Source organism: Marinobacter panjinensis (genome assembly GCF_005298175.1).
GTDB lineage: Bacteria > Pseudomonadota > Gammaproteobacteria > Pseudomonadales > Oleiphilaceae > Marinobacter > Marinobacter panjinensis.
The window spans coordinates 2,274,187-2,295,775 of sequence record NZ_SZYH01000001.1 but is presented as its reverse complement, the minus strand read 5'-3'; the positions used below and the strand labels follow the sequence as shown (position 1 = coordinate 2,295,775).

Below are 21,589 nucleotides of genomic sequence, written 5' to 3'. Positions count from 1 at the left end.
ACGTCCCTGTAGGCTCGTAAAAAACATCCCTGTTTTTTACGGTCCCGAATGGACGTGCCCGCCTGTCTCCGTACTCCCAAGTCAATCAGAGCGCTGTAGTCCTGTTATGACAGAACAAAAAACAAGTCGTCGCGAAGCGATTCTTCATGCCCTTGTGGAGCTTCTGGAGAAAGACCCGGGAGCTCGAATTACTACCGCTGGCTTAGCCAAATCCGTGGGGGTTACCGAGGCGGCGTTGTACCGCCATTTTCCCAGCAAGCGAAAGATGTTCGAGGCTCTTATCGAGTTTGCGGAAGAGGCGGTTTTCTCACGTTGCCAGGTGATACTGCAAGAGCAGGAAGACGTTCGGGTTCGCCTTCAGCAACTGGTTCACCTGGTGCTGGTGTTTGCTGAACGTAATCCGGGGTTGTGCACGGTTCTGACCGGGGACGCCCTGATGGGTGAAAATGACGCCCTGAGAAAGCGTGCCTCGCAGTTCTTTGAGCGACTGGAAACCCAGGTGCGGCAGGCACTGAAGGAGGGTGAGATTCGCCAGGGCTTGCGGCCAAGGACCAGTTCGGCCCGCGGTGCGGATTTTGTGCTGGTGTTTGTTGAGGGCAGGGTGCAGCGGTTTATCCGGTCTTCGTTTTCCCGGTTGCCTTCCAATGATTTCGAGGAGGCCTGGGGGCTGGTTGCCGAGGCTGTCTGGGGTGGTAACTCGTGACCCGCGGTAACACGTAGGTCGGATTAGCCGAAGGCGTAATCCGACAATCTGGAGTTAGTTAACTCTGGCTTCGGGTGTCGGATTACGCCTTCGGCTAATCCGACCTACATTCCTACGATATGATCACTCGTAGCCAGAGGCATTACGAAGAATCTCCCGCACCGGTTCCCAGACCGCCGGCGCCGAAATCAGGATATCCCGTCCCCAAAGGTCAGCCGGGTAACCCTCCGGCACTTCACTGAAATGCCCCGCCGTTGCACCCGCTTCCAGGGCTATCAGCCGTGCGGCGGCGAAATCCCAAGGGCTGACGTTTTCGTAGTAGATGTCCAGCCGGCCACAGGCCACCCAGCAGATGTCCAGTGCGGCTGAACCGATGCGGCGAAGGTCGCGGCACTGGTGAATCATGGCGTCCAGGCGGTGTAGCAGTGGTTCCAGGCTATCCTTGGTGTAGGGGAAGCCGGTGGCGAACAGGGAATCCCTGGGCACGGTGGCTGCGCTGTGTTGTATCGGGCTGCCATTCAGCGTGGCGCCACTACCGCGAACGGCGCGGAAGGTTTCACCGGCAAACGGCGCATGCACCATACCCACCTGAACCCGGCCTTTCTCGGCGTAAGCAATAGAAACCGCGACCTGGGGGTGACCATAGGCGTAGTTCACGGTGCCGTCGATGGGGTCGATAATCCACAACGGAGTGTCCAGCTCTTCGGCCTGGCTCAGGTCGGGCATGGTTTCTTCGGAAAGAATGCGGTGATCGGGGAAGCGCTCGCGAATGGCGCCGGTGATCATCTCGTCCGCCATCACGTCGGCGTGGGTGACCAGTTCCGTCTGTTGCTTGTAGTTCGTACGCAGGGTGTTTTCGTCACGCTCTCGTTTGACCAGTTCGCCGGCCTTCAGGGCCAGTTCTTCGGCGAAACTCGCAATGGTGGCAATGGTCTCCGGGACAGACAAGGTGGCGCCCTCCGATCAACAAATGAGGGCGCCAGTCTAACATGATCCGGTTACAGGCTGGTGAGCCACTGCTCCATCTTGTCCATGGCTTTTACCAGCCGCGGGCAGGCCTGGTTGACAAAGTCGTCATCCAGTTCATGGTCGGCGTAATCCTCGCCTGCCAGTTTCAGAGCCTCCGCACCGTCGAAGTCCACAAATGCCAGGCGTGCTGCCAGGTGGTCCGGGACAAAGCCGAAATCACTGGCTGGAAGAATGGCGACACCGGTATCTTCCAGCAGGGACTGGCACAGTGCCTGGCTGGTCTTGATATCGCGCCGCGCCAGAGCCTCGCGGAAACCGGAGAAATCCGGGAACAGATAGAATGCGCCCTCGGGCTTCTGGACCACCGCCCCCATCGCGGTTAGCCTGCGATGGAGGTACTCACCGACTACTTTCAAAATCCGGCGTGACTGCTTCAGGTATTCGTCCAGGTCATCACCACCGGTAAAGGCGGTAATCGCGGCATGCTGAATGGGTGCGCTGGTGGCGGTGTAGGTTTCACTGGCGATGATTGCCATGGCGTTCTGCAACGGTCGCAGTTCCGGTGGGAAGATAAAGGTGCCCAGGCGCCAGCCACCGGCACCCGCCCATTTGCTCAGCCCGGTACTGATGATGGTGCCTTCGGGATAGTAGCGGGCAATCGACTTATGCTTGCCCTCAAAATGCACCTCGCCGTAAATCTCGTCCGACAACAAAATCAGCTTGTACTTTCTGGCCACGTTGGCGATGGCCAGCAACTGATCTTCCGTGTAGGTGCAGCCGGTGGGGTTGGACGGGTAGTTCAGGATCAGTATACGTGGGCGGGACGGGTCGTCACGACAAACGATGTCCAGCTCTTCCGCTGTCAGTTGCCAGTTGTTCTCCGCATGGGTGGGCAACCAGTGAACCGAGCGGCCGATGATCCGGGCCTGGGGGGCGTAGGAAACCCAGCTCGGGCGCGGAATCAGCAGGTCGCCGTAATAGGCCAGCTGCAGCATGAACAGCAGTTCCTTGGAGCCGGGGCCGATCAGTACGTCTTCCCAATTGCAGCGCATGCGTTCACGGCGATTAATGTAACCGGCAATCGCTTCCCGCAGGGACTTCAACCCCTTTACCGGCAGGTAGTCTTTCTCGTGGGCGTGTTCGCGCAGAGCGGCGACTACCCGTTCCGGTACCGGAAACGGTGACTGGCCAAGCCCCAGCTTGACGATATCACGGCCCTCGGAGCGGAGCTGGTTGCTGAGTTCATTGATACGCAGGGTGGCGGAGGGTTGTATGCCCCGAACGTTGAGATTGATGGCATAGCGATGGTCTGTCTGGATATCCATGGTTCCGGTCTGTTGTCTGGTTGGGTGGTATAAACCGCAGTATAGGAAACCTCTGGGAATCTGTGTGCATTGTCTGATAGGTGATTGCCGCAGGAGCGATGGAACCCTAGTCCGAATCGGTGGACCGGAGGTTGGCCAGCGCCTGGTTGAATTCATCCCGTAAGGCTGCTCCGCGGGGATGCTGGCGGGAAAATGCGGCACGGAAACCCCGCTCGGCTCCCACAGTCCCGGACAGGGCTATAACGTCGGACAGTTCAGGGTAATCTGCAAGGTGCTCTTCAATAAGATAGCGGCAAACCGTTTCCTCGCAGATAAAGAGGTCGATGCGGCCAAAGGCAATCATTCTGAGCCCGGTCAGTTCGGGAGACACCTGGCTGATTTGGGTCACCCGGGCATTGCCCGCCGCCAGCCACTTCATGAATTCGGGGGCGTAGCTGTAGGCGGCTGACAGCCCTATCCGCAGACCGGCCAGGTCGTCCAGTTCCTGCCACTCCAGGTCGCGACCCTTCAGTGTGAAAAAAACATCGCGGGCCTGGCTGATGGGGTCTGTGAAGTGGTAGTAGCGATTCCTGTCCCGGGAGTATGTCAGGGAATAGATCATGTCCGAGGTGCCGGCGCGGGTGCTCGCTTCTGCGCGGGCCCACGGCAGTATCCGGATGTCGGGCAAATAGCCCATGGCAGCGAGCGCCTGGCGAACAGTATCGGTGTGGGTGCCTCTGACTACACCATCGTCCAGGTATTCGTAGGGCGGGTAATCTGAGGTGACAACCTTCAGGATATGCGTGTCCGCAAGGGTGAGCGCTGGCAACAACACTGATAACAGCAAGACAGGTAAACGAAATAACATCAGCGTATGAATCCGCGGCAGTGCAAAGGGTTTCAGGCAACAAGTATAGCGGCCAGTCGCACGCCCTGCACGAGCTGAAACAGCGATTCCGCTTCCGATAATAGCCATAGTACTGTCAGAAACTGTTAAGCAGCAAACGGTCGGTTGCCAATTTTCTTCGTATAGTGATGCTGGCCGCAGTAACAAAAACAGTAATCGTGCGGAGATACCAATGGATACCCGAATGGCTGAAAAGGCCGCTTGCGTAGCATCTTCATCCGGGAGCAATCCGCTGTTGTCCCGGGTTCTTATTGTGGACGATCACCCGTTCTTTCTGTTCGGGCTTACCGCCATTCTCGAACAGGAAAATCTGGTTGAAGAGGTTATTTGTGTAGCCTCGGTTGCTGACGCGGTCGAGGACCTGCGCCAGCACCCGCAAACGTCTCTTATCCTGCTGGACCTGACTCTTCAGGGGGAGGCAGGGCTGTCACTTTTTGCAGAGTTGGGAGGGCTCGGGGTTCCTGTGCCGGTGGTGGTGATTTCCAGCCGTGAAGACGAGACCTCGGTGCGTGCTGCCAGGTCGGCAGGAGCAGTAGGGTTTCTCCCCAAATCCGCTGACCGCCACTCGCTGGTCCGGATGATGCGCCGGGTCAGCAGTGGACAGCTTTTCTATCCGTCGTTGCAGATGCCTGCGCATATGCCCGAATCGCTGACTCCGCGACAGCTGGAGGTGCTGGTTCTGCTGGCGGAAGGTCTGCCCAACAAGCGAATCTGTCAGGTGCTGAACCTGACAGAGCACACGGTGAAAACTCACCTTAAGGCCATCTTTGCCCATCTTGATGCCCACAACAGGACGGAATGCGTTGCCCAGGCGCGAGCACTCGGGCTGATCTGACAAACGCGCCATTGTCAGTTTTCGGAGCGGGTCAGGTGCATAATGGCTGCGCGCAGGCGCATCGGTATCAGCGGCTTGTGCAGGATCCAGAGCCGCTGGGCGGGGTCGTAGCCCTGAGGGTGGGCGGTATTGGCGGTCATCAGTATGCCACCGGCAACGGAATGCCTGTGCTGTAAAACATCAAAAAGCCCGTGTCCGGACATGCCAGGCAAATGGATGTCGCTGACAAGAAGGCTGTCTGGCAGATCCGGCCACTGATCAACAGCCTGCTCGGCTGTCGCGAACCCCTGGACCCGGTAACCCCAGGCTGTGAGCGTCTGGCAGACCCAGTGCCTTGCCTCATGGTGATCTTCAACCACCACCAGACAATGATCCCGGTTGCTGTGGCCCGTGTTTCCAGCGTGTTGCATCGTGGCTGTTGCCGGCGCTTTGGCGGCTGGCAGGCTGACCCGGAAGCAGGTGCCGTGCCCCGGTCGGGATTTCACTTCACAGTCGCCCCCCATCAGCCCGGTCAGCTCGCGAACAATGGCCAATCCCAGGCCAAGCCCCGGATCGTTATGCCTGCTGTTGCGATAAAAGGGGGCGAAGATCTGGTCGAGTGTCGCCCCGTCCATACCCTTGCCGTTGTCGTTTACTTCAAAGACCAATTGCTCGCCAACGCGTGTTGAACCAAGCGAGACCCTGCTGGCATTGCTGTGATCCAGCGCATTGACCACCAGATTCTGTAGTACCCTGTGCAGCAGTTCGGGGTCGGCGGTAACCCCGACAGCCTGTCCCGTTGTTTCAGTAGTGAGTTCAACACCCTGGCGCCACTGCGCTCCAGGTTCCAGGGGATGTTGTGGAAGTAGTTGATCAGGCCACCGATGGTGTTGAAGCCGGTGACGCCATGAACCAGAACAATGGGATGCTTTGTCTGGGTGTAACTGGCATGGCTGAGTGTGGGTGCTGCAAGCACGACACAGCCCATAATCACTGCAAAAGTGATGAGTTTACGCATGGTTGACTCCTGTTGTTTTTGTCGAACGGCTACCGGACCTGGCAGCCTTTGTCGCCAATGCGTTGGGGATTATTTGCGATTGCAGGGCGAGTAAGAATCGCCCATTTGGGGGAGGCAATGTGTCGTGGTTTGCGGGACAGGAGGTGGAGCGGTTTACAGGTCGGGGCCGAAACGGTGGGGCTCCAGTTCCATATGAACAATGTGCTGGCCGAGCATGATGATGCGGCCGTTATAGCGCTCTTCTCCGGTGGACGTAAAGTCAAAGAGAAACCGGCGCCAGACTCGAATACGGCCGTTGTCGTCCCGCTTGAACCAGAGGCCGCGGAGATACACGGCATCATCCAGCAGCATCACGTCCATTTTTTTGCAGTAGTTTCTGGCTGCCTGCAGCACAAAGTCCGTTATGGCCTTTGCTCGCCACCAGTACCAGGCGGCGAACCCGGCCAAAAACAGCCAGAAAAGGTTTCCAAGAGTCACAGTAATGGCAATCTTCCAGTTCAAGATACAGGGCAGATTGCCAGCCTACCCTATTGCGATGGCTCGGGGAATCGCTGCCTGTCTTTTGGAGCTTTAGCAGGGAGCAGCCGTTCGCACAACATCTGAAGGAAGTGACTGGTCAGAAGCTGAGCCTGATCAACATTGCTGCCCAGGTGCTCTGATTCTTCCCTTGCGTTCTCGCTGCTTTGCACCGACCGGTTGCCCAGTTCCAGAAGGCGTTCCGCCTGTCGCTCAACCTGAACACTCAGGGCGGCTTGCTCCTCCGTCGCCCCCGCGACCTCGTGGGTACAGGATGTTATGACATCGACATCTCGCAAGGCCGCTTCCAGTGTTTCACTGGCCTCACGTGCGATTCCGGCGGTCTGCTCACAACTAAGGGCACCGTTATTGATGACATCGACGACCTCCCGTGTTTCGGTCTGGAGTGCGCCGATCATCTCATCAATCTTGCGTGTTGATTCGTGGGTTCGACGGGCAAGGCCCCGGACCTCATCCGCGACCACTGCAAAACCACGACCAGACTCCCCAGCTCTGGCGGCTTCAATGGCAGCATTCAGTGCCAGCAGGTTGGTCTGTTCGGCGATGTCCGAGATGACATCGAGCACCATTCCGATGGCATCGCTTCTTTCAGAAAGACTCTTCATGCGCTCGTTGGCCTCAGACAGCTGACTGCTCAGCTCTGAGAGTGACTGGTTCATGGTCGCCATCTGGCCATGACATTGTCCGGCGGACGTTCTGGCATCGTTGGTTGCCTCATCGGTGCGGGTGGTGAGTTCGCTGACCCGCCGGACGCTCTCAGCAAGCTCCTCAAATGCCCGGGTGATGTCCTGAATGTCCTCCTGCTGGCTGCGGATACTGGCCACGGAGTTAGACACCCACTCAACCGTTCTCTGCTTCCGGCCATGAAGCTGTCCGATATTGGCATGCATGCGGGCAGAGACTGCCCGGAGGACTGCATCCCGTTTTTGCCGATCGAATTCGATCCAGGCCCCTTCGTCTCTGCGGCCGGTATAGATCCAGGGCATTGCTGGATGCGCCTCGCAGCAGGCAGCTCTGGCGCTGCGCACCATCGGCAGGGTAAGCCAGAATAATGCGGCGAATACAATGAGTACGCCCCCTTGGATAATGAGCATGTGCGGCAGAGCAAGTTCATTCAGGCCAAATCCGAGAATGACTGTGGCCAGAGTCGCGTAAAGGCCGCCGAGCTTTAAGGACAGGGATGGGCTGATTGCCAGATTCCGCCGGGGTACCTTTCCCTGGCTCCAGGTTCGATAGAGTGTTTCGGCCCTGGCGATCTGGTCGGGTTGAGGGCGTGTGCGCACCGATTGGAATTCGACGATTTCACCGTTCTTGCGAATCGGGGTCACGAAGGCATCTACCCAATAGTGGTCACCGTTTTTGCATCGATTCTTGACGATGCCGCGCCAGGATTCGCCTGCCCTGATGGTCTCCCAGAGATTTTCAAAGGCGCCCGGGGGCATGTCTGGATGGCGTATAAGGTTATGGGGCTGGCCAACCAACTCCTCCAACGAATAACCGGCGATCTCGGCAAATTCTTCGTTGGCGGCAGTGATTTTTCCGCGAAGGTCGGTCGTGGTGATCAGGTGATAGTGTTCCGGATATATCTGCTCTTTCTGGGTGACCGGTTCGTTAACGCGCATGGTATATCCTGAGCCAGTTTTTATTGTCACCTAACTATCGGTTGCATCTGGCATGTCCGATATCCGGTTATTGCAATAATTGAACATTTTTTCACATATTCTCGTGCTTTCGTCTTAGCTTCGCGGATTTTGCAATATATGGCTAGGTGGGTGACATATAGGCCGTATGCTGATGACTGGAGCTGGTCGGACCAGATTCCGGGACTGCTGAAAGGAGTGATCGGTGTATGCAGGCATTACAACAACAAGACTTCAAGGCATTGGTGGATGACCATCCCAAGGCGATCATGCTGTCGACAACAGAGCCGAGAATTGCTTACGTTAACCGGAAGTTTCGTGCGGTAACCGGGTATCAGACGCATGAAGTTATCGGTCAGGCGCCTTCGTTACTCAGCTCAGGGTTACATTCCTCCGAGTTCTATCAGGCTATGTGGGAGGGCCTTGACCATCAAGGACGCTGGGAAGGCCTGATCTGGAATCGGCGCAAGAATGGTGAAACCTACCCCCAATGGTTAATGATCTACCCGGTAGAGCATGACGACCGCCAGTTTTATGCGGGGGTTTTTATGGACGTCAGCGACGCTGAGGCGAGCGATGAGCGGCTGGCCTCTCTGGCTTACTATGATCCGTTGACAGACCTGCCCAACCGATTGCTGTTCCAGGAGTTCCTCAAAGCGCGGGTATCCCGGCGAGTGCAGGAAAGCCGCCGATTTGCAGTGCTGTATGTAGACCTTGATTTTTTCAAGTCAGTCAATGACCTGCACGGTCACGATTGCGGTGATCGAATCTTGCAACAGTCTGCCCAGTGTATCCAGAGTGTGCTCAGGCGCGGCGACTTGGTTGCCAGGCTTTCCGGTGACGAGTTTGCAGCCCTCATCGAACTGCAGTCGGATGACGACCTTGAGAGTGTCTGCCAGCGCATGACCCAGATCTTTCAGGCCCCGGTGGTGGTTGATCATCGGGAGTTTTTCCTGTCAGCCTCCGTTGGCGCTGCTGTTTTTCCGGACCACGGTGAAACCGGTAGTAACCTCCTGCAGAATGCGGATCGTGCCATGTATTCCGCCAAACTGGCGGGGCGTGCCTGTTATCGAATCTACAGTGCGGTGGATACCGAACAGGGGCGGTACGAACAGCGTCTCTCGGAGGCTTTGATTGCCTCTTTGAAGACAGCGCCGGAAGAATTCAGCGTTGTCTACCAGCCCCAGTATCAACTGGATACCGGACGAGTCGCCGGGCTGGAGGCGCTAATACGCTGGAATCACCCCGAATTTGGCGCGGTTTCGCCTGCTGATTTCGTTCCCATCGCGGAACAGCGGGGCCACATTCATGAGCTGACTGAACACCTGGTGCGCTGTATTCTGGTGGACTTGCCCGACGCCCCGGGCAGTTTGCCCGAGGGGCTTTGTCTCGCCATTAATATATCCGCTCGTCAGATCACTGATAACCGCCTTGAAGGTTTGGTGAACCCACTTTTTGATCGAATTCGCAGGATTGCCTGGTGGCCTGAAATCGAGATTACCGAAACCCACCTGATGAACCTGTCTGTACAGTGCCTCAATCGCCTGAGAATATGGGGCGAGGAGGGCGTGATTGTCGCCATCGATGATTTTGGCACGGGATATTCCTCGCTAGCTTATTTGCACACATTACCGGTACAGGTTCTCAAGATTGACCGGCAGTTTATCCGGCGCCTGGGAAGCAAGTCACGGGATTCCAGGATCGTTTCAGCGATTCTGGGGATTGCCGAGGCGCTTGACCTGGAAGTGGTCGCCGAGGGTATCGAAAGTGAGGAGCAGTATCGGAAACTTTGTGAATTGAAGTGCCATCGAGGCCAGGGGTTCCTGATGGCCAGACCTCAATCCTGGCTGGCGTTAAACACCACGCTTATTGATCAACATCAAAAATAGATTGAATCAAACATCGATTTCGGGAGATTTTGCAACATCTGGCTAGGTGTCGAGCCTGGATTGCTTTAATAAGGGGGCAACATCGACTTCCTCAGGACCTTATGCCGCATACAGCACCACTACTGGAACTTGACGCCTATCTGACACTCAACCGGGCGTCGCTCGGAGAGTGGCTTGCGGCCATCCGGGAAATCTCCGGTTGTGAGGACATGGCGTGCAGATTACACCGTGGTGGTGGTCCTGTCGGGGCTTTGTCCGCCCTTGAGTCGGACCAGGGTTTCATTGTCTGCATCTATGCCAGTCAGGGCATGGATATGACCGGATGCCGCACGGCTGCCCCGGTTCTTCTGATGCCGCTGGCCGGGGGCGCCGAGATTGCGCGGCAAGGTGGCTGTTGGCAGCCACTGGCGAAGCTGACAGTTGCCCGTCCTGAAGACCGTTTTCATTTGCGGCTACCGGAATTCAGCCGGGTGATGATCCTGAGGCCGCGAACAGACATTTTGGGCAGCCTTGCGACCCCGGACGCAGACAGGCTGATATCGGCCTGTCATGAACTGATCGACTGTTACCTGCGTCGCTCGCTGTTCTTTCGGGACCACAATCACGCCAGACAAATGACCAGCGAGCTTTTTTGTCAGCTGGGCCGGATTTCACGGGATGAATCAATTCCAACGTGCGATTGTTCCGGGCTTGACCGTCGGTTACTTCGTGCCCTGGAGCAGATAAGGCGGGATCCGGATTGGGATTTCAATCTGAAGGAATTGGCCAGCCACGCTGGCGTCAGTGAACGCAATCTCTACTACCTGATGAAACGGGAAGCCGGCATAACACCCTACCGGCTCTACCAGCGCAATCGTCTGACGAGAGTACGGTACCAGTTGGTGGACTGTCAGTGCACGGTGCCGCATATTTCCCGGTATGCAGCCGACGCGGGATTTTCCCATCTTGGCCGGTTTGCTGCCCTATACCGGGAGCACTTCGGGGAATTGCCCAGCGAAACCACTCAATGGAGACGCAACTTGCTTAGGGTTGAAAGCGAGCAGGCTGAGGACCCCCTGGCCATTTCCTGAACCGGAGAGCCAAAAAGCCCGGCGCACTTGCACGTGGCCGGGCTTTGGGCAGCTGCGGTCAGTGCGCCGTTGCGGGCCTGCCACCGTCTGACCCACCGGAGTCATCAGAATACTGCTCGGCGGCGGAGCCGTGATGGTCACGGCCCAGCAGTATGTAAAACGCCGGCAGTACGAAAATGGTGAACAGGGTACCGATGCCAAGGCCGGTGCTGATGGTCAGGCCGATGGCAAACCGGCTCTCGGCCCCGGGGCCGACGGCAATCAGCAGAGGTACCATGGCAAAGATCAGTGCCACTGACGTCATGATGATGGGGCGCAGGCGGATGGCTGCGGCCTCGATGACGGCATCGCGTTTGTTCAGGCCTCTGTCCACTTGAAGCTGGTTGGCGAACTCCACTATCAGGATACCGTTCTTCGACACCACACCGATCAGGGTGATCAGGCCGACCTGGGTGTAGATGTTCATGCTGGCAAAGCCAAGCACGATGAACGCCATGGCACCGGCCACCGACATGGGGACCGATACCAGGATAATGAACGGATCGCGCCAACTCTCGAACTGCGCCGCCAGTACCAGATAGATTACCAGCAGCGACAGGAAGAAGGTCACCATCAATGCGCTGCCCTGGTTGGCAAACTGCCGTGACTCACCGGTGTAGTCGAAAGAGAACCCCTGAGGGAAACTTTCCTGGGCGGCATTTTCCATAAATGCCATGGCATCGCCCACAGTCACGCCCGGCATTATCACGCCCTCCAGAGTGAGCGAGTTCTGCTGGTTGAACTGGGTCCGCTGAGAGGGTTCGACGGTTTTCTCGAAGCTGATGACACTGGACAGTGGCACCAGTTCGCCGTTGTCCGCGCGAATGTAGTAGTCGTTCAGAGCCTGCTCATCCATGCGGAACTGCTGGTCTACCTGGGGAATGACCTGGTAGGAGCGGCCCTGCATACTGAAACGGTTAATGTAACCGCCGCCCAGCATGCTGGACATGGTCTGGCCGATTTCCTGCATGGAAAGGCCCAGGTCCGCCACCCGGTCACGATCTACCTTCACCTGCGTGACAGGGCGATCGAAATCAATGGATTTCTGCAGGAACATGAAGTTCCCGCTCTGCATCGCCTTGCCCTGAAGTTCGTTGGCAACCTCGTTAAGGCGCTCGTAATTCTCACCGGTAGTGATGACGAACTGGAATGGCAGGCCGCCGCCGGACCCCGGCAGGGATGGGCGCGGAAATACCGCCGTTTGCAGGCCGGTAACGCTTTTCAGCTCCTGATCCAACAACGGCTGGGCCTCGAACTGGCTGATGTCGCGCTCGCCCCAGGGCTTCATCTTGAAGCCGCCGAATACGGCGTTGGGTGCGGTAATGCCGAGGATCATGAAGTCTTCGTTGTAACCTGGCACCGTCGACATCCGCTGCTGCACTTCGTCACCGTGTTCCTGAAGGTAATCCAGGGTAGATGTCTGTGACGCGGTTCCCTGATAGAACAGGATGCCCTGGTCTTCAGTTGGCGCCAGCTCGTTCTGGCTCATCGCCACCATGAAGTAAATGGACCCCAGAACCACGACGGCGAAGAATATAACCACTGATTTCGTGTCCATCAGAGAGCTGAGGGCGCTCTTGTAGCCGTTGGCCAGCCCATTGAAACTGCGCTCAACCAGCTGTTCGAACCGGCCCGGATTACCATGGGGCTTGAGGATCTTGCCGGACAGCATGGGGGACAGCGTCAAGGCCACGATGCCGGAAATGACAACCGTGCCCGCCAGGGTAAATGCGAATTCAGTGAACAGGGAACCTACAAGGCCGCCCATAAACCCGATAGGGGCATAGACTGCCACCAGCGTGGTGGTCATGGCGATAATGGGTGTGGCCATTTCCCGTGCACCATTAATGGCCGCATCGAAACGGGATTCACCCTCCTCAATATGGCGATGAACGTTCTCCACCATGATGATGGCATCGTCCACTACCAGGCCGATAGCGAGAACCAAGGAGAGTAACGTCAGCAGGTTGAGAGAGAAACCCATCATCAGCATGACAAAGGCACCGCCAATCAGTGACAGCGGCACCGCAACAGAAGGCACGACCGCTGCGCGGACGGACCCAAGGCACAGAAACACCACCACCAGCACGATGACCATTGCCTCTAACAGGGTCTTGATCACTTCCTGGATGGAGCTGTCGATAAAGTCCGAAGCGTCGTAAGCCAGGCGAACATTCAGGCCGGACGGAAGCTGGCTCTCAATACCGGGCAGTTCGCCCTTGACCTTTTTGGCAACGGTCAGAGGGTTAGCCCCTGGAGATAGCTCAATGGCCACGTAAGTTGCCGGCTGGCCTTTGTAGAGCGCCAACTGGTCGTAGGTTTCCGAGCCCAGTTCAACCCGGGCAATGTCACGCAGACGGATCAGGGAGCCTTCAGACTCTTTCACAACCAGATCCTTGAACTGCTCAGGGTCGGCCACATCGGTGTCGGTGGTCATGCTGATCTTGGTGTACTTGCCTTCGGTGTTGCCCACAGCGGCCTGGTAGTTGTTTCGCAGCAGGACATCCACGACTTCACGGGGTGTCATGTCCACCGCAGACAGTCGCTCGGGGTCAAGCCAGACCCGCAGAGCAAATTTGCGCCCCAGAAGGTCGGCCTTGCCGACACCGGAAAGCGCCTGAAGCTTGGGCTGGACCACTCGGGTGAGGTAGTCGGTGATCTGGGGTACCTTCAGCTCATCGCTGTAAAAGGCAATATACATCAGGGCAGTAGAGTCACCGGTGGTGGAGGTGATGACCGGGTCCTGTGCGTCTTCCGGAAGTACGTTGCGCTGGCTGGCAACCTTGGCTTGAATCTCGGCCAATGCTGCGTTGGCGTCGTAGTTCAGCACCATCTTGGCTTCGATGGTGGACAGGCCCTGGGAGCTGGTGGAGCTCAGGTAATCAATGCCGCTGGCTTCAGCAATGGCCTGCTGCAGGGGGGTGGTAATGAATCCTTTGACCAGGTCTGAACTCGCCCCGGGGTAGGCCGTGGTAACGGTTACCGTGGTGCTTTCCAGCTCCGGATACTGGCGTATTTCCATTTCCATGGCCGCCCGTGCTCCCAGCAGCAGGATGAGCAGGCTGACCACCGTGGCAAGAACGGGGCGGTGAACGAATATATCGGTGAAACGCATTACTCGGACGCCTCCGCCGATTTGTCGCTATCATCCTGGACCTCGACCCGCTGGCCGGCGCGCAATCTCAGCAGGCCCTTGGAGACCACCTGTTCGCCTTCTCGTAGACCATCGATTACCGCAACACGAGCATCACGGGTATTGCCGGTCTGTACCGTGCGTCGGTTAACGATCAGTTCGCCGTCGTCATTTTCTTCGACAACAAAGACAAAATCGCCGTAGGTGTTATAGGAAATGGCGGTGCGAGGCACAGTGATAACCTCGCGATCTTCCGGCTGCCGGGTAGAAACAGTGGCAAACATGCCGGGACGTAGCAGATTATCCTCATTTTCCAGGGTGGCACGAATGCGAACGGTACGGGTTTCAGGGTTGACCGAGGTGTTGATGGCGCTGACAGTTCCCTTGAAAGTGTTTTCCGGAACGGCAGCGACTGTTGCGACAACATCATAACCACGGGCAACTCTTGGCAGTTCTTTTTCGGACAGGGTGTAATCCACGTAGATCGGATTCAGCATGTTGATTTCGACGATGGGTGTGCCTGTGCCGATGTATTCGCCCTGGTCAATCAGGCGCAGGCCGAGTTTACCGTCGAAAGGCGCGCGAATGACCTTTTTGCTCAATTGGGCTTCGGCTTCGTTGACGCGGGCCCGGGCGGCATCGAAGTTGGCCTTGGTTTCATCATACTGGGACTGGGACACGGCGCGTTTCGGCAGCAGGTCCGAGACCCGTTTGAATTCCTGCTCGGCCAACTGGGCCTCGGCCCGGCGTGTGCGCAGCGCAGCTTCATCGATGGCCGCATCAAGCCGGATCAGAATATCGCCCTTTTTAACGGTATCACCAGACTCGAAGTTGATAGTCTCAACAATGCCGGGTACTTCGTTGGCGACCTCAATGCCGTTAATCGCTTCAACGCTGCCTACGGCCTTGAGCTCAGGCGTCCATTTTTCGGCTTTTGCGGTGGTTGCAGATATTTGTGCCGGAGGTTGCGGTTGGGAGAACTGCTCTTCCATCTGGCCGAACTGGTAGAATTTGTAACCAAAAATGCCGCCAAGTACGACGCCGAGAAAAATGATTACAATCAGGAAGCGGGAGGCAGTGCGCATAGTTCAGATCCTGGGTCTCGTCTGTCTGTTGCAGATGATCGTGTCAGTTTCGTAGGCTCGTCCATCCTTCCTGGGGGCCGAAGTGTGCGGCGATCTGGAAGACGGTGGTCAATGAGACAACATGGGCAAACCGTAAAGAATAGCATCCTATACAACGGTCGGGGGCGTTGTCACCGATTTGTCAGTAAATGTGCGTACAATTACTGCGCCCATTCAGGGGCGCCGGCATCATCTGTATATAGACGTCGGGAACACCTTTTCCGGTAATATTGTCGTTCGCCGATGACAGAATTACGACCCGAGTGCCAATAAGGATGATCGAATGCACTGGATTCTTGGTATTGCTCTGACCGCTGGCGCATTCATTGTACTGAAACAGTGGGGGGCTTTGACCCCTGAAAAGAAAAAAGCGGCGACCTGGAAGATTGTACTCGTTGCCGGCGGTGCCCTGCTTCTGTTTATGGTGCTGACAGGCCGGGTTCATGTGCTGACCGCCGCCGTTGCTGCCTTGTTGCCCTTACTGAGAAAGCTGCCCGCATTACTCAGGTTTGCGCCCATGGTCGGCCGCGTTTTTGGTCAGGACCGGGGTGGAGACAGCCAGGGTGATAAGGAGAGTGCCAGTGGGCATAACCAGGCTCAGACCAGCTCCGGTAACATGTCGCTCAAGGAAGCGTGCGAGGTGTTGGGTGTCACGCCGGGTTGTGCCCGCGAGGAGATCATTCAGGCACATCGGCGGCTGATTCAAAAACTGCATCCTGACCGGGGTGGTAACGATTACCTGGCCGCGAAAATCAATGAAGCCAAGGCGGTATTGCTCAAAGGCCAGGCCTGATCAATCTCAGAATAGCTCCACTCTCACTTCAAACGTCTGGTTCTGCCGGCTGTTGCCACTGGTCTGGTAGATGATCCCGGACTGTTTGCCAACCCTTCGCTCGCGGGTGCTGCCAAGCTCTACCCACTCGCCCGGTTCTACCCTGCGGATGGTCATCAGCGCTTCGGTTTCATAGCCTGGCATGTCGCTGTCCGGGTCTTCCTCGTACGAGACGATATTCAGCTCGATGGCCTGGTCGGAAATAACCTGGGGGCTCACCAGGAAACCGCTCCGGGTTTCCACCTGATCAAGAAACGCTGCCGGGTTTCGGCCGCCTCTAATGGCAATCGGCACGGTTCTAACCTGCCCGGAGGTGATGTGGGCTGACTGGCCATCCTGAACCACCAGAGTGCGCTCCTGATTGCGTCGCGTGGTAGTGACCTTGCGTTCAGCCTGGATGTTCACCCGGTTATTGTCGCCTGATACTCCCACACCGCCACTTTTACTGTCGACGCTGTTGCGGGAGCGAACCGTAATACGCATCTGCACCGGTGCGACGTCCATGGTTTCCACCAGCATGCCGATCTCATCGAGTACCGAAGGCTCGCCCCGCACCACCATCTGCTGTCCACGGGCGGTGATGGAAATCTGGCCATCGGGGTAGAGTTCGCGAATTTGCCGGGCAACATCCTCAGCCAGGCGTTGGCTCATCTCATAGGTACGGGCTTCGGGTGTCGCAGCGATGGTTCCTGAAAAAAACAGGAATAATAGCGCCATCAGTAGCGCAAAATGCGTCGAAACGGGCCGGGCAATGTGAATGGGCATTGAAAACTCCGCGACAGGTTTGACCGGAAATTCCGTAAAAACCGGATTTACGGGTTGCAAAGCCGGAATCCGGGGATATATATTGGAAAGCATGAAGACGACACACACGACCTGTCAATTGAATGTTCTGCAAGCTTTCGGCGATAAACCGATGGCTGCGGTCGCTGCTGTGTTTTTCTGGTGGTTTGGTTATGGCTTTTATTTTAGCCAGAGCCGGGGCCGCCCATAAGATCTTCATCGACCGAATAACGAGGAAGGCAGCCCGGCAAAAACCCAGGCTGCCACCGGACTCAAAAAGCCCCGACTGGTAGCCCAGCCGGGGCTTTTTTGATTCTGACACAGGGAAACGGGAACACTGACCATGAACATGTCGCTGAATATCGAGACAGTGAACGAAGCGGGCCGGCCACCCCGGGTGGAGGGCACAAGCGGGGAGGTTCTGCTGCCGACGCCGGCGGAACTTCGCGCCAGCCTGCCGCTATCCGCCAAGGTGCAGGCGCAGATAGACCAGCATAGGGAGGCCATACGCCGAGTGTTGCACGGTGAGGACCCAAGAACGCTGGTGGTTATCGGGCCCTGCTCCATACACGATGAAGTGGCCGCACTGGAGTATGGCGAAAAGCTGAAAAAGCTGGCGGACGATGTCAGTGACCGTTTCCTGATTATAATGCGTGCCTACCTCGAAAAACCCCGCACCACCGTTGGCTGGAAAGGCCTGCTCTACGATCCCGAACGCACCGGTACCGGTGACCTTAACGAAGGCCTGCTGCGTTCCCGCCGCCTGCTTCTTAATTTGTCAGACATGGGCCTGCCCCTGGCAACGGAAGCCCTCAGCCCGTTTGCCATGGACTACCTTGGCGACCTCGTCAGCTGGACCGCCATTGGCGCCCGCACCACAGAGTCCCAGGTCCACCGCGAACTGGTCAGCGGTCTACCCATGCCGACAGGTTTCAAGAATGGCACCGACGGCAGTATCGGCGTGGCCATCAACGCCATGAAATCAGCCGCACATCCTCATCACCGGTTTGGCGTGGGCAGCAATGGCTCCCCGGCCATGATCACGACTGATGGTAATCCCGACACTCATCTGGTACTGCGCGGCGGGCGGGGCATAACCAATTACGATACCGAAAGTATCCGTGCAGCAATTGAATCTCTAACGGGTGCTGGAGTTTCTGCTTCATTGATGGTCGATTGCAGCCATGACAATGCCCAGAAGCAATCGGTGCGACAACTGGAGATTGCCAGGGAAGTGATCGCCCAGAAACAGTCTGGCAACCAAAATATCGTTGGCTTGATGTTGGAAAGTTTTCTTGAAGAAGGGCGACAGAATGACAGCGACGATTTGCTCTACGGCTGCTCCCTGACCGATCCCTGCATTAGTTGGAAGCAGACGGAAGAATTACTCAGGTCGCTGTAGCCGGCAAGATTACCCAGTTCCGGTGAGTCGGGTGGGTAGCATTGGTCAGGACCGTTGAGCGCCAGGGATGGCGCGATCGAGCCCCACATGGACGTGCTCGTGGGCATGTCCTGACCAATGCTACCCGCCCGACTCCGGCAACCGGCCCTCAGTCCTGACCGGGGTTGACAGGCACGCTCCCATCCCCTGATACAGTAGAGAACAGCAGCTGTCCTGCAAGCAACAGCAATACGCCTCCCATCAAGCGGTCGAGCCAGTACCCGAAGCGATTAAAGCCCTTGCGGATCTGTGGCAGCGTGAAAAACACTGCTACCGCCATGAACCACAAACCTGTCGCGACAGCCATGTAGATGCCGTAGGCAGACTGGATGGCAATCGGTGTGCCGGGGCTGATAATCACCGAAAAGAGCGAAACGAAGAAAAGTGTCGCCTTGGGATTGAGGGTGTTCGTCAGAAAACCCAGTCGATAGGCCGCCAGCCCGGTTTGTTGCCCTCCATTTGCGGTCTCCACATGAACGGCCCCGGCTTTTGAGCGCAGGCATTGGATTGCGATCCAGGTGAGATACAGGGCACCGACTACCTTGAGAATACTGAACAGCACCAGGGATTGCTGGATGATCAGGCCGATACCCAGCAGAGAATAACCCACATGAATGAGTATGCCGGTGCCGATGCCAAAGGCAGTCAGCAGGGCGTTGCGGCGGCTCTGGCACAGGGCCTGGCGGAGCATTACGGCGAAGTCCGGACCGGGGCTGGCGACGGCGAGGAAGTGGACGATAGCAACGGTAATGAACTCCGGCCAGTAGTTGTGCATGTGTGTTGTCTCCACGGGGAATTTCGGGGCAGGATGTCAGTCTAGAAGGCCGGGATTGAAAAGTCCTGTGCAGGATGCAACCAATGCTTTGATCCGGATCTGAACCATTCCCGGAATTCCTCTCTATACTCAGGCAAGCAATTGAAACATTCCGACGGGCCAGGAGTTGTTGACGTGGACAAGCGTAAGGTAGATGTCGCGATTATTGGAGCAGGCACGGCCGGCATGGGCGCCTATCGTGCCGCCCGCAAGCACACGGATAATCTTGTAATGATTGAAGGGGGCCCCTATGGGACAACCTGTGCCAGGGTCGGTTGCATGCCGAGCAAGCTGCTGATTGCGGCTGCAGACAGTGCCAACCACCTGAAGAAGGCTCCCGTGTTTGGCGTTCATCCTGGTGATGTCCGTATCGACGGCAAGGCGGTGATGGACAGGGTGCGCAAGGAGCGGGATCGTTTCGTGGACTTCGTATTGGAAGCGGTTGAAGATTTCCCGGAAGCTCATCGCGTCCGTGGCCACGCCCGGTTCCTGTCACCACACCGGATCATTGTCGGCGATAACCTGGAAATAGAGGCCGGGCGGGTGGTTATCGCCACGGGGTCGCGGCCGAATATCCCCGGTTTTCTCAAGGACGCCAAGGATCGCCTGATCGTTAATGACGATGTGTTTGAGTGGGAAGATCTGCCAGGTTCGGTGGCGGTGTTTGGCCCCGGCATTATTGGTCTGGAACTGGGGCAGGCGCTCAGCCGGCTGGGAGTGCGGGTTCGCATGTTTGGCGTTAGCGGTGGTGTCGGTCCGCTCCAGGAAGACGCCATTCGGGAGTATGCGCTCAAGTCGTTCAATGAAGAATTTCCTCTGGATGCAGATTCCAAAGTGAACTCAGTGGAGAGGACAGGCGAAGGTGTCAGCATCCGGTTTACCGATGCTGATCGCGGTGACGTGACGGAAACCTTTGATTACCTGCTGGCGGCTACGGGCCGGCGCCCGAATGTGGATGGGCTGGATATCCAGAATGCCGATATTGCCCAGGATGACCGGGGCGCTCCCCTGTTTGACCATTACACGCTCCAATGCAGTGACAGCCACATATTTATTGCCGGCGATGCCAATAACGACGCTCCATTGCTGCACGAGGCTGCCGACGAGGGGCGCATTGCAGGCGACAACGCCGGCCGTTATCCCGACGTGCGGGCAGGATTGCGACGGGTACCGCTGGGGATTGTGTTTACCGACCCGCAGATCGCCACGGTCGGTATGACTCTCAAGGAAGTCGACGAGCGCTGCAAAGGGAGTTATGCCGTTGGTGAGGTGTCGTTTGAAGGGCAGGGGCGTAGTCGGGTCATTGGTGCCAATAAAGGTTTGCTGCATCTATACGGCGAGCGCGGTAGCGGATTGTTTCTTGGCGCAGAGATGTTCGGGCCTGCCGCTGAGCATATAGGCCACCTGTTGGCCTGGGCCGCACAGAATCGCATGACCGTGAGTGAAATGCTTGATATGCCGTTTTACCACCCGGTCATTGAAGAGGGACTCCGTACCGCCCTGCGGGATCTTAACCGTAACCTTGATATTGGCCCGCAACCGGTTGAGCAATGCCTGGATTGTGGCCCGGGCGGCTAACGCCACAAGGCCTCTGAGTCAAAAACTCCTGGCAACCGGCCCTGGTGAATTGTTGGCCGCATCCCTTGCAATCAGTTGCTTACGGGCCCATATCTTCTCATGGAAGAAGTAGGCAACCGTATTGATGGCTGGCTCCACCATGGCGATCAGGCTTCCTATGAACAGGTCGCCGGTCACGAGGTAGGCGACGGTAAACGCAACGGTGAAGTGGGTTATCGCAAACGTGATGGTTTTCAGCACGGAGTTGTCACCCTTGGCTCCGTGATTATGAACAAACACCTTCAACGTACTCATGATCGGCTCTGCCTGCTCAGTGACTTTAGATCCATTCAATAGCAAGTGATAATCATTGTTAAATTAATTGTTTGAACAATTTCTATAGCGTGACGCTAATGATGTGCGGTTGAAGTAATTGCTTCGAGCTATGAGAATCATTAAATAACTAAACTTTATCTATCGAGCACATTCCGTTAGTGTGCTAGGTGAATCATTCGGATAGCTGTCAAGGAGACACGTTATGAGCAAGAACTTTATTGGTCTGGATACCGAGAAGACCCAACAATTGGCGAATTCACTGAACGATCTGCTTTCCAACTACCAGATCTTCTATATGAACGTGCGCGGCTATCACTGGAACATCAAGGGTGACAACTTCTTTGAGCTTCACGCCAAGTTCGAGGAGCTGTACGACGACCTGCTACTGAAAATTGATGAAATTGCAGAGCGGGTACTGACTCTGGGCCATCGCCCGGCGCACGCTTACAGCACTTACATCGAGAAATCGGAAGTGCCGGAGCGCAAGGACGTCGCCGATGGTAAGGATGCAGTAGGGAATATAGTTGAGAGTTTTGCCAAGTTGATTGGTAAGCAGCGCGAGTTGCTCCACCTGGCTGGCGAAGCGGATGACGAAGGTACTGTGGCGCTGATGAGCGACTACATCTCGCAGCAGGAAAAAACCGTCTGGATGTATCGCAGCTATCTGGGCCAGTAAGCC

Annotated in this window: 21 protein-coding genes; 9 read left to right on the top strand and 12 right to left on the bottom strand. The window is 56.7% G+C overall.

Annotated elements, in window-relative coordinates:
• Positions 1 to 106 precede the first annotated feature (106 nt).
• Positions 107 to 703 (top strand): nucleoid occlusion factor SlmA, encoded by a 597-nt coding sequence (slmA, locus tag FDP08_RS10570; RefSeq protein WP_137436127.1) that lies wholly within the window; start codon positions 107 to 109, stop codon positions 701 to 703.
• 123 nt (positions 704 to 826) lie between these two features.
• Here the strand turns inward: slmA and FDP08_RS10565 are convergent, their stop codons facing one another.
• From FDP08_RS10565 to FDP08_RS10555, 3 genes are all read right to left on the bottom strand, one after another.
• On the bottom strand, positions 827 to 1,651 hold the full coding sequence (locus FDP08_RS10565; protein ID WP_137436126.1) for an inositol monophosphatase family protein: 825 nt from the start codon (positions 1,649 to 1,651) through the stop codon (positions 827 to 829).
• Positions 1,652 to 1,701: 50 nt separating this feature from the next.
• Positions 1,702 to 2,997 (bottom strand): pyridoxal phosphate-dependent aminotransferase, encoded by a 1,296-nt coding sequence (locus FDP08_RS10560; RefSeq protein WP_137436125.1) that lies wholly within the window; start codon positions 2,995 to 2,997, stop codon positions 1,702 to 1,704.
• Positions 2,998 to 3,103: 106 nt separating this feature from the next.
• Positions 3,104 to 3,844: a substrate-binding periplasmic protein gene (locus FDP08_RS10555; protein ID WP_170979012.1), complete on the bottom strand. Its 741-nt coding sequence runs from the start codon at positions 3,842 to 3,844 to the stop codon at positions 3,104 to 3,106.
• A 211-nt stretch (positions 3,845 to 4,055) separates the two neighbouring features.
• On the opposite strand from FDP08_RS10555, the gene FDP08_RS10550 reads away from it, so the two are divergent.
• Complete coding sequence (locus FDP08_RS10550) at positions 4,056 to 4,718, top strand: response regulator transcription factor (protein WP_137436123.1); 663 nt, start codon at positions 4,056 to 4,058, stop codon at positions 4,716 to 4,718.
• Positions 4,719 to 4,732: 14 nt separating this feature from the next.
• Here the strand turns inward: FDP08_RS10550 and FDP08_RS10545 are convergent, their stop codons facing one another.
• The 4 genes from FDP08_RS10545 to FDP08_RS10530 form a co-directional block, all read right to left on the bottom strand.
• Entirely contained in the window at positions 4,733 to 5,434 is a 702-nt protein-coding gene (locus tag FDP08_RS10545; protein ID WP_170979011.1) for an ATP-binding protein, read from the bottom strand.
• Positions 5,350 to 5,715 (bottom strand): lipase family protein, encoded by a 366-nt coding sequence (locus tag FDP08_RS20480; RefSeq protein WP_228263277.1) that lies wholly within the window; start codon positions 5,713 to 5,715, stop codon positions 5,350 to 5,352. The genes FDP08_RS10545 and FDP08_RS20480 overlap by 85 nt, the downstream gene beginning before the upstream one ends.
• Positions 5,716 to 5,868: 153 nt before the next feature.
• Positions 5,869 to 6,192 carry a DUF3301 domain-containing protein gene (locus FDP08_RS10535; protein WP_137436121.1) on the bottom strand — a complete coding sequence of 108 codons (324 nt, stop codon included), beginning with the start codon at positions 6,190 to 6,192 and terminating at the stop codon, positions 5,869 to 5,871.
• Positions 6,193 to 6,242: 50 nt separating this feature from the next.
• The gene (locus FDP08_RS10530; RefSeq protein WP_137436120.1) at positions 6,243 to 7,874 is read right to left on the bottom strand and encodes a methyl-accepting chemotaxis protein; all 1,632 of its coding nucleotides are present in this window, start codon (positions 7,872 to 7,874) and stop codon (positions 6,243 to 6,245) included.
• Between the two features lie 227 nt (positions 7,875 to 8,101).
• Between FDP08_RS10530 and FDP08_RS10525 the strand changes: the two genes are divergently transcribed.
• The gene (locus tag FDP08_RS10525; RefSeq protein WP_137436119.1) at positions 8,102 to 9,781 is read left to right on the top strand and encodes a putative bifunctional diguanylate cyclase/phosphodiesterase; all 1,680 of its coding nucleotides are present in this window, start codon (positions 8,102 to 8,104) and stop codon (positions 9,779 to 9,781) included.
• Positions 9,782 to 9,882: 101 nt separating this feature from the next.
• Positions 9,883 to 10,851 (top strand): helix-turn-helix transcriptional regulator, encoded by a 969-nt coding sequence (locus FDP08_RS10520; protein ID WP_137436118.1) that lies wholly within the window; start codon positions 9,883 to 9,885, stop codon positions 10,849 to 10,851.
• 58 nt (positions 10,852 to 10,909) lie between these two features.
• On the opposite strand, the gene FDP08_RS10515 is transcribed toward FDP08_RS10520, so the two are convergent.
• Together FDP08_RS10515 and FDP08_RS10510 are read right to left on the bottom strand one after the other, a co-directional pair.
• Positions 10,910 to 14,005 carry an efflux RND transporter permease subunit gene (locus tag FDP08_RS10515; RefSeq protein WP_137436117.1) on the bottom strand — a complete coding sequence of 1,032 codons (3,096 nt, stop codon included), beginning with the start codon at positions 14,003 to 14,005 and terminating at the stop codon, positions 10,910 to 10,912.
• Entirely contained in the window at positions 14,005 to 15,108 is a 1,104-nt protein-coding gene (locus FDP08_RS10510) for an efflux RND transporter periplasmic adaptor subunit (protein WP_137436116.1), read from the bottom strand. Before FDP08_RS10510 ends, FDP08_RS10515 begins: the two co-directional genes overlap by 1 nt.
• Before the next feature lie 322 nt (positions 15,109 to 15,430).
• On the opposite strand from FDP08_RS10510, the gene FDP08_RS10505 reads away from it, so the two are divergent.
• Positions 15,431 to 15,940, top strand: a complete 510-nt coding sequence (locus FDP08_RS10505; RefSeq protein ID WP_137436115.1) for a DnaJ domain-containing protein — start codon at positions 15,431 to 15,433, stop codon at positions 15,938 to 15,940.
• A 6-nt stretch (positions 15,941 to 15,946) separates the two neighbouring features.
• On the opposite strand, the gene FDP08_RS10500 is transcribed toward FDP08_RS10505, so the two are convergent.
• Positions 15,947 to 16,744 (bottom strand): type II and III secretion system protein, encoded by a 798-nt coding sequence (locus FDP08_RS10500; RefSeq protein WP_137436114.1) that lies wholly within the window; start codon positions 16,742 to 16,744, stop codon positions 15,947 to 15,949.
• On the opposite strand from FDP08_RS10500, the gene FDP08_RS10495 reads away from it, so the two are divergent.
• Together FDP08_RS10495 and FDP08_RS10490 are read left to right on the top strand one after the other, a co-directional pair.
• Positions 16,737 to 16,973 (top strand): hypothetical protein, encoded by a 237-nt coding sequence (locus tag FDP08_RS10495; protein ID WP_137436113.1) that lies wholly within the window; start codon positions 16,737 to 16,739, stop codon positions 16,971 to 16,973. The two genes, FDP08_RS10500 and FDP08_RS10495, sit on opposite strands and share 8 nt — an antisense overlap.
• Before the next feature lie 132 nt (positions 16,974 to 17,105).
• A complete protein-coding gene (locus tag FDP08_RS10490; protein ID WP_137436112.1) occupies positions 17,106 to 18,164 on the top strand; it encodes a 3-deoxy-7-phosphoheptulonate synthase in 1,059 nt (352 codons plus the stop codon).
• A gap of 148 nt (positions 18,165 to 18,312) precedes the next feature.
• On the opposite strand, the gene FDP08_RS10485 is transcribed toward FDP08_RS10490, so the two are convergent.
• Positions 18,313 to 18,978 (bottom strand): LysE family translocator, encoded by a 666-nt coding sequence (locus FDP08_RS10485; RefSeq protein ID WP_137436111.1) that lies wholly within the window; start codon positions 18,976 to 18,978, stop codon positions 18,313 to 18,315.
• Positions 18,979 to 19,152: 174 nt separating this feature from the next.
• Here FDP08_RS10485 and FDP08_RS10480 point away from each other — a divergent pair, with 174 nt between their 5' ends.
• Positions 19,153 to 20,595, top strand: a complete 1,443-nt coding sequence (locus tag FDP08_RS10480; protein WP_137436110.1) for a dihydrolipoyl dehydrogenase — start codon at positions 19,153 to 19,155, stop codon at positions 20,593 to 20,595.
• Positions 20,596 to 20,613: 18 nt separating this feature from the next.
• Here the strand turns inward: FDP08_RS10480 and FDP08_RS10475 are convergent, their stop codons facing one another.
• Positions 20,614 to 20,889 carry a DUF2061 domain-containing protein gene (locus FDP08_RS10475; protein WP_137436109.1) on the bottom strand — a complete coding sequence of 92 codons (276 nt, stop codon included), beginning with the start codon at positions 20,887 to 20,889 and terminating at the stop codon, positions 20,614 to 20,616.
• A 223-nt stretch (positions 20,890 to 21,112) separates the two neighbouring features.
• Between FDP08_RS10475 and FDP08_RS10470 the strand changes: the two genes are divergently transcribed.
• A complete protein-coding gene (locus FDP08_RS10470) occupies positions 21,113 to 21,586 on the top strand; it encodes a Dps family protein (protein ID WP_137436108.1) in 474 nt (157 codons plus the stop codon).
• Positions 21,587 to 21,589: the final 3 nt, after the last annotated feature.

What these genes read in the sequence shown, in the direction of transcription:
- FDP08_RS10475 (WP_137436109.1), bottom strand. Translation starts at nt 20,889, where the DNA reads ATGAGTACGTTGAAGGTGTTTGTTCATAATCACGGAGCCAAGGGTGAC.
- FDP08_RS10485 (WP_137436111.1), bottom strand. Translation starts at nt 18,978, where the DNA reads ATGCACAACTACTGGCCGGAGTTCATTACCGTTGCTATCGTCCACTTC.
- FDP08_RS10510 (WP_137436116.1), bottom strand. Translation starts at nt 15,108, where the DNA reads ATGCGCACTGCCTCCCGCTTCCTGATTGTAATCATTTTTCTCGGCGTC.
- slmA (WP_137436127.1), top strand. Translation starts at nt 107, where the DNA reads ATGACAGAACAAAAAACAAGTCGTCGCGAAGCGATTCTTCATGCCCTT.
- FDP08_RS10555 (WP_170979012.1), bottom strand. Translation starts at nt 3,844, where the DNA reads ATGTTATTTCGTTTACCTGTCTTGCTGTTATCAGTGTTGTTGCCAGCG.
- FDP08_RS10550 (WP_137436123.1), top strand. Translation starts at nt 4,056, where the DNA reads ATGGATACCCGAATGGCTGAAAAGGCCGCTTGCGTAGCATCTTCATCC.
- FDP08_RS10470 (WP_137436108.1), top strand. Translation starts at nt 21,113, where the DNA reads ATGAGCAAGAACTTTATTGGTCTGGATACCGAGAAGACCCAACAATTG.
- FDP08_RS10530 (WP_137436120.1), bottom strand. Translation starts at nt 7,874, where the DNA reads ATGCGCGTTAACGAACCGGTCACCCAGAAAGAGCAGATATATCCGGAA.
- FDP08_RS10560 (WP_137436125.1), bottom strand. Translation starts at nt 2,997, where the DNA reads ATGGATATCCAGACAGACCATCGCTATGCCATCAATCTCAACGTTCGG.
- FDP08_RS10525 (WP_137436119.1), top strand. Translation starts at nt 8,102, where the DNA reads ATGCAGGCATTACAACAACAAGACTTCAAGGCATTGGTGGATGACCAT.
- FDP08_RS10520 (WP_137436118.1), top strand. Translation starts at nt 9,883, where the DNA reads ATGCCGCATACAGCACCACTACTGGAACTTGACGCCTATCTGACACTC.
- FDP08_RS10495 (WP_137436113.1), top strand. Translation starts at nt 16,737, where the DNA reads ATGGGCATTGAAAACTCCGCGACAGGTTTGACCGGAAATTCCGTAAAA.
- FDP08_RS10515 (WP_137436117.1), bottom strand. Translation starts at nt 14,005, where the DNA reads ATGCGTTTCACCGATATATTCGTTCACCGCCCCGTTCTTGCCACGGTG.
- FDP08_RS20480 (WP_228263277.1), bottom strand. Translation starts at nt 5,715, where the DNA reads ATGCGTAAACTCATCACTTTTGCAGTGATTATGGGCTGTGTCGTGCTT.
- FDP08_RS10490 (WP_137436112.1), top strand. Translation starts at nt 17,106, where the DNA reads ATGAACATGTCGCTGAATATCGAGACAGTGAACGAAGCGGGCCGGCCA.
- FDP08_RS10500 (WP_137436114.1), bottom strand. Translation starts at nt 16,744, where the DNA reads ATGCCCATTCACATTGCCCGGCCCGTTTCGACGCATTTTGCGCTACTG.
- FDP08_RS10505 (WP_137436115.1), top strand. Translation starts at nt 15,431, where the DNA reads ATGCACTGGATTCTTGGTATTGCTCTGACCGCTGGCGCATTCATTGTA.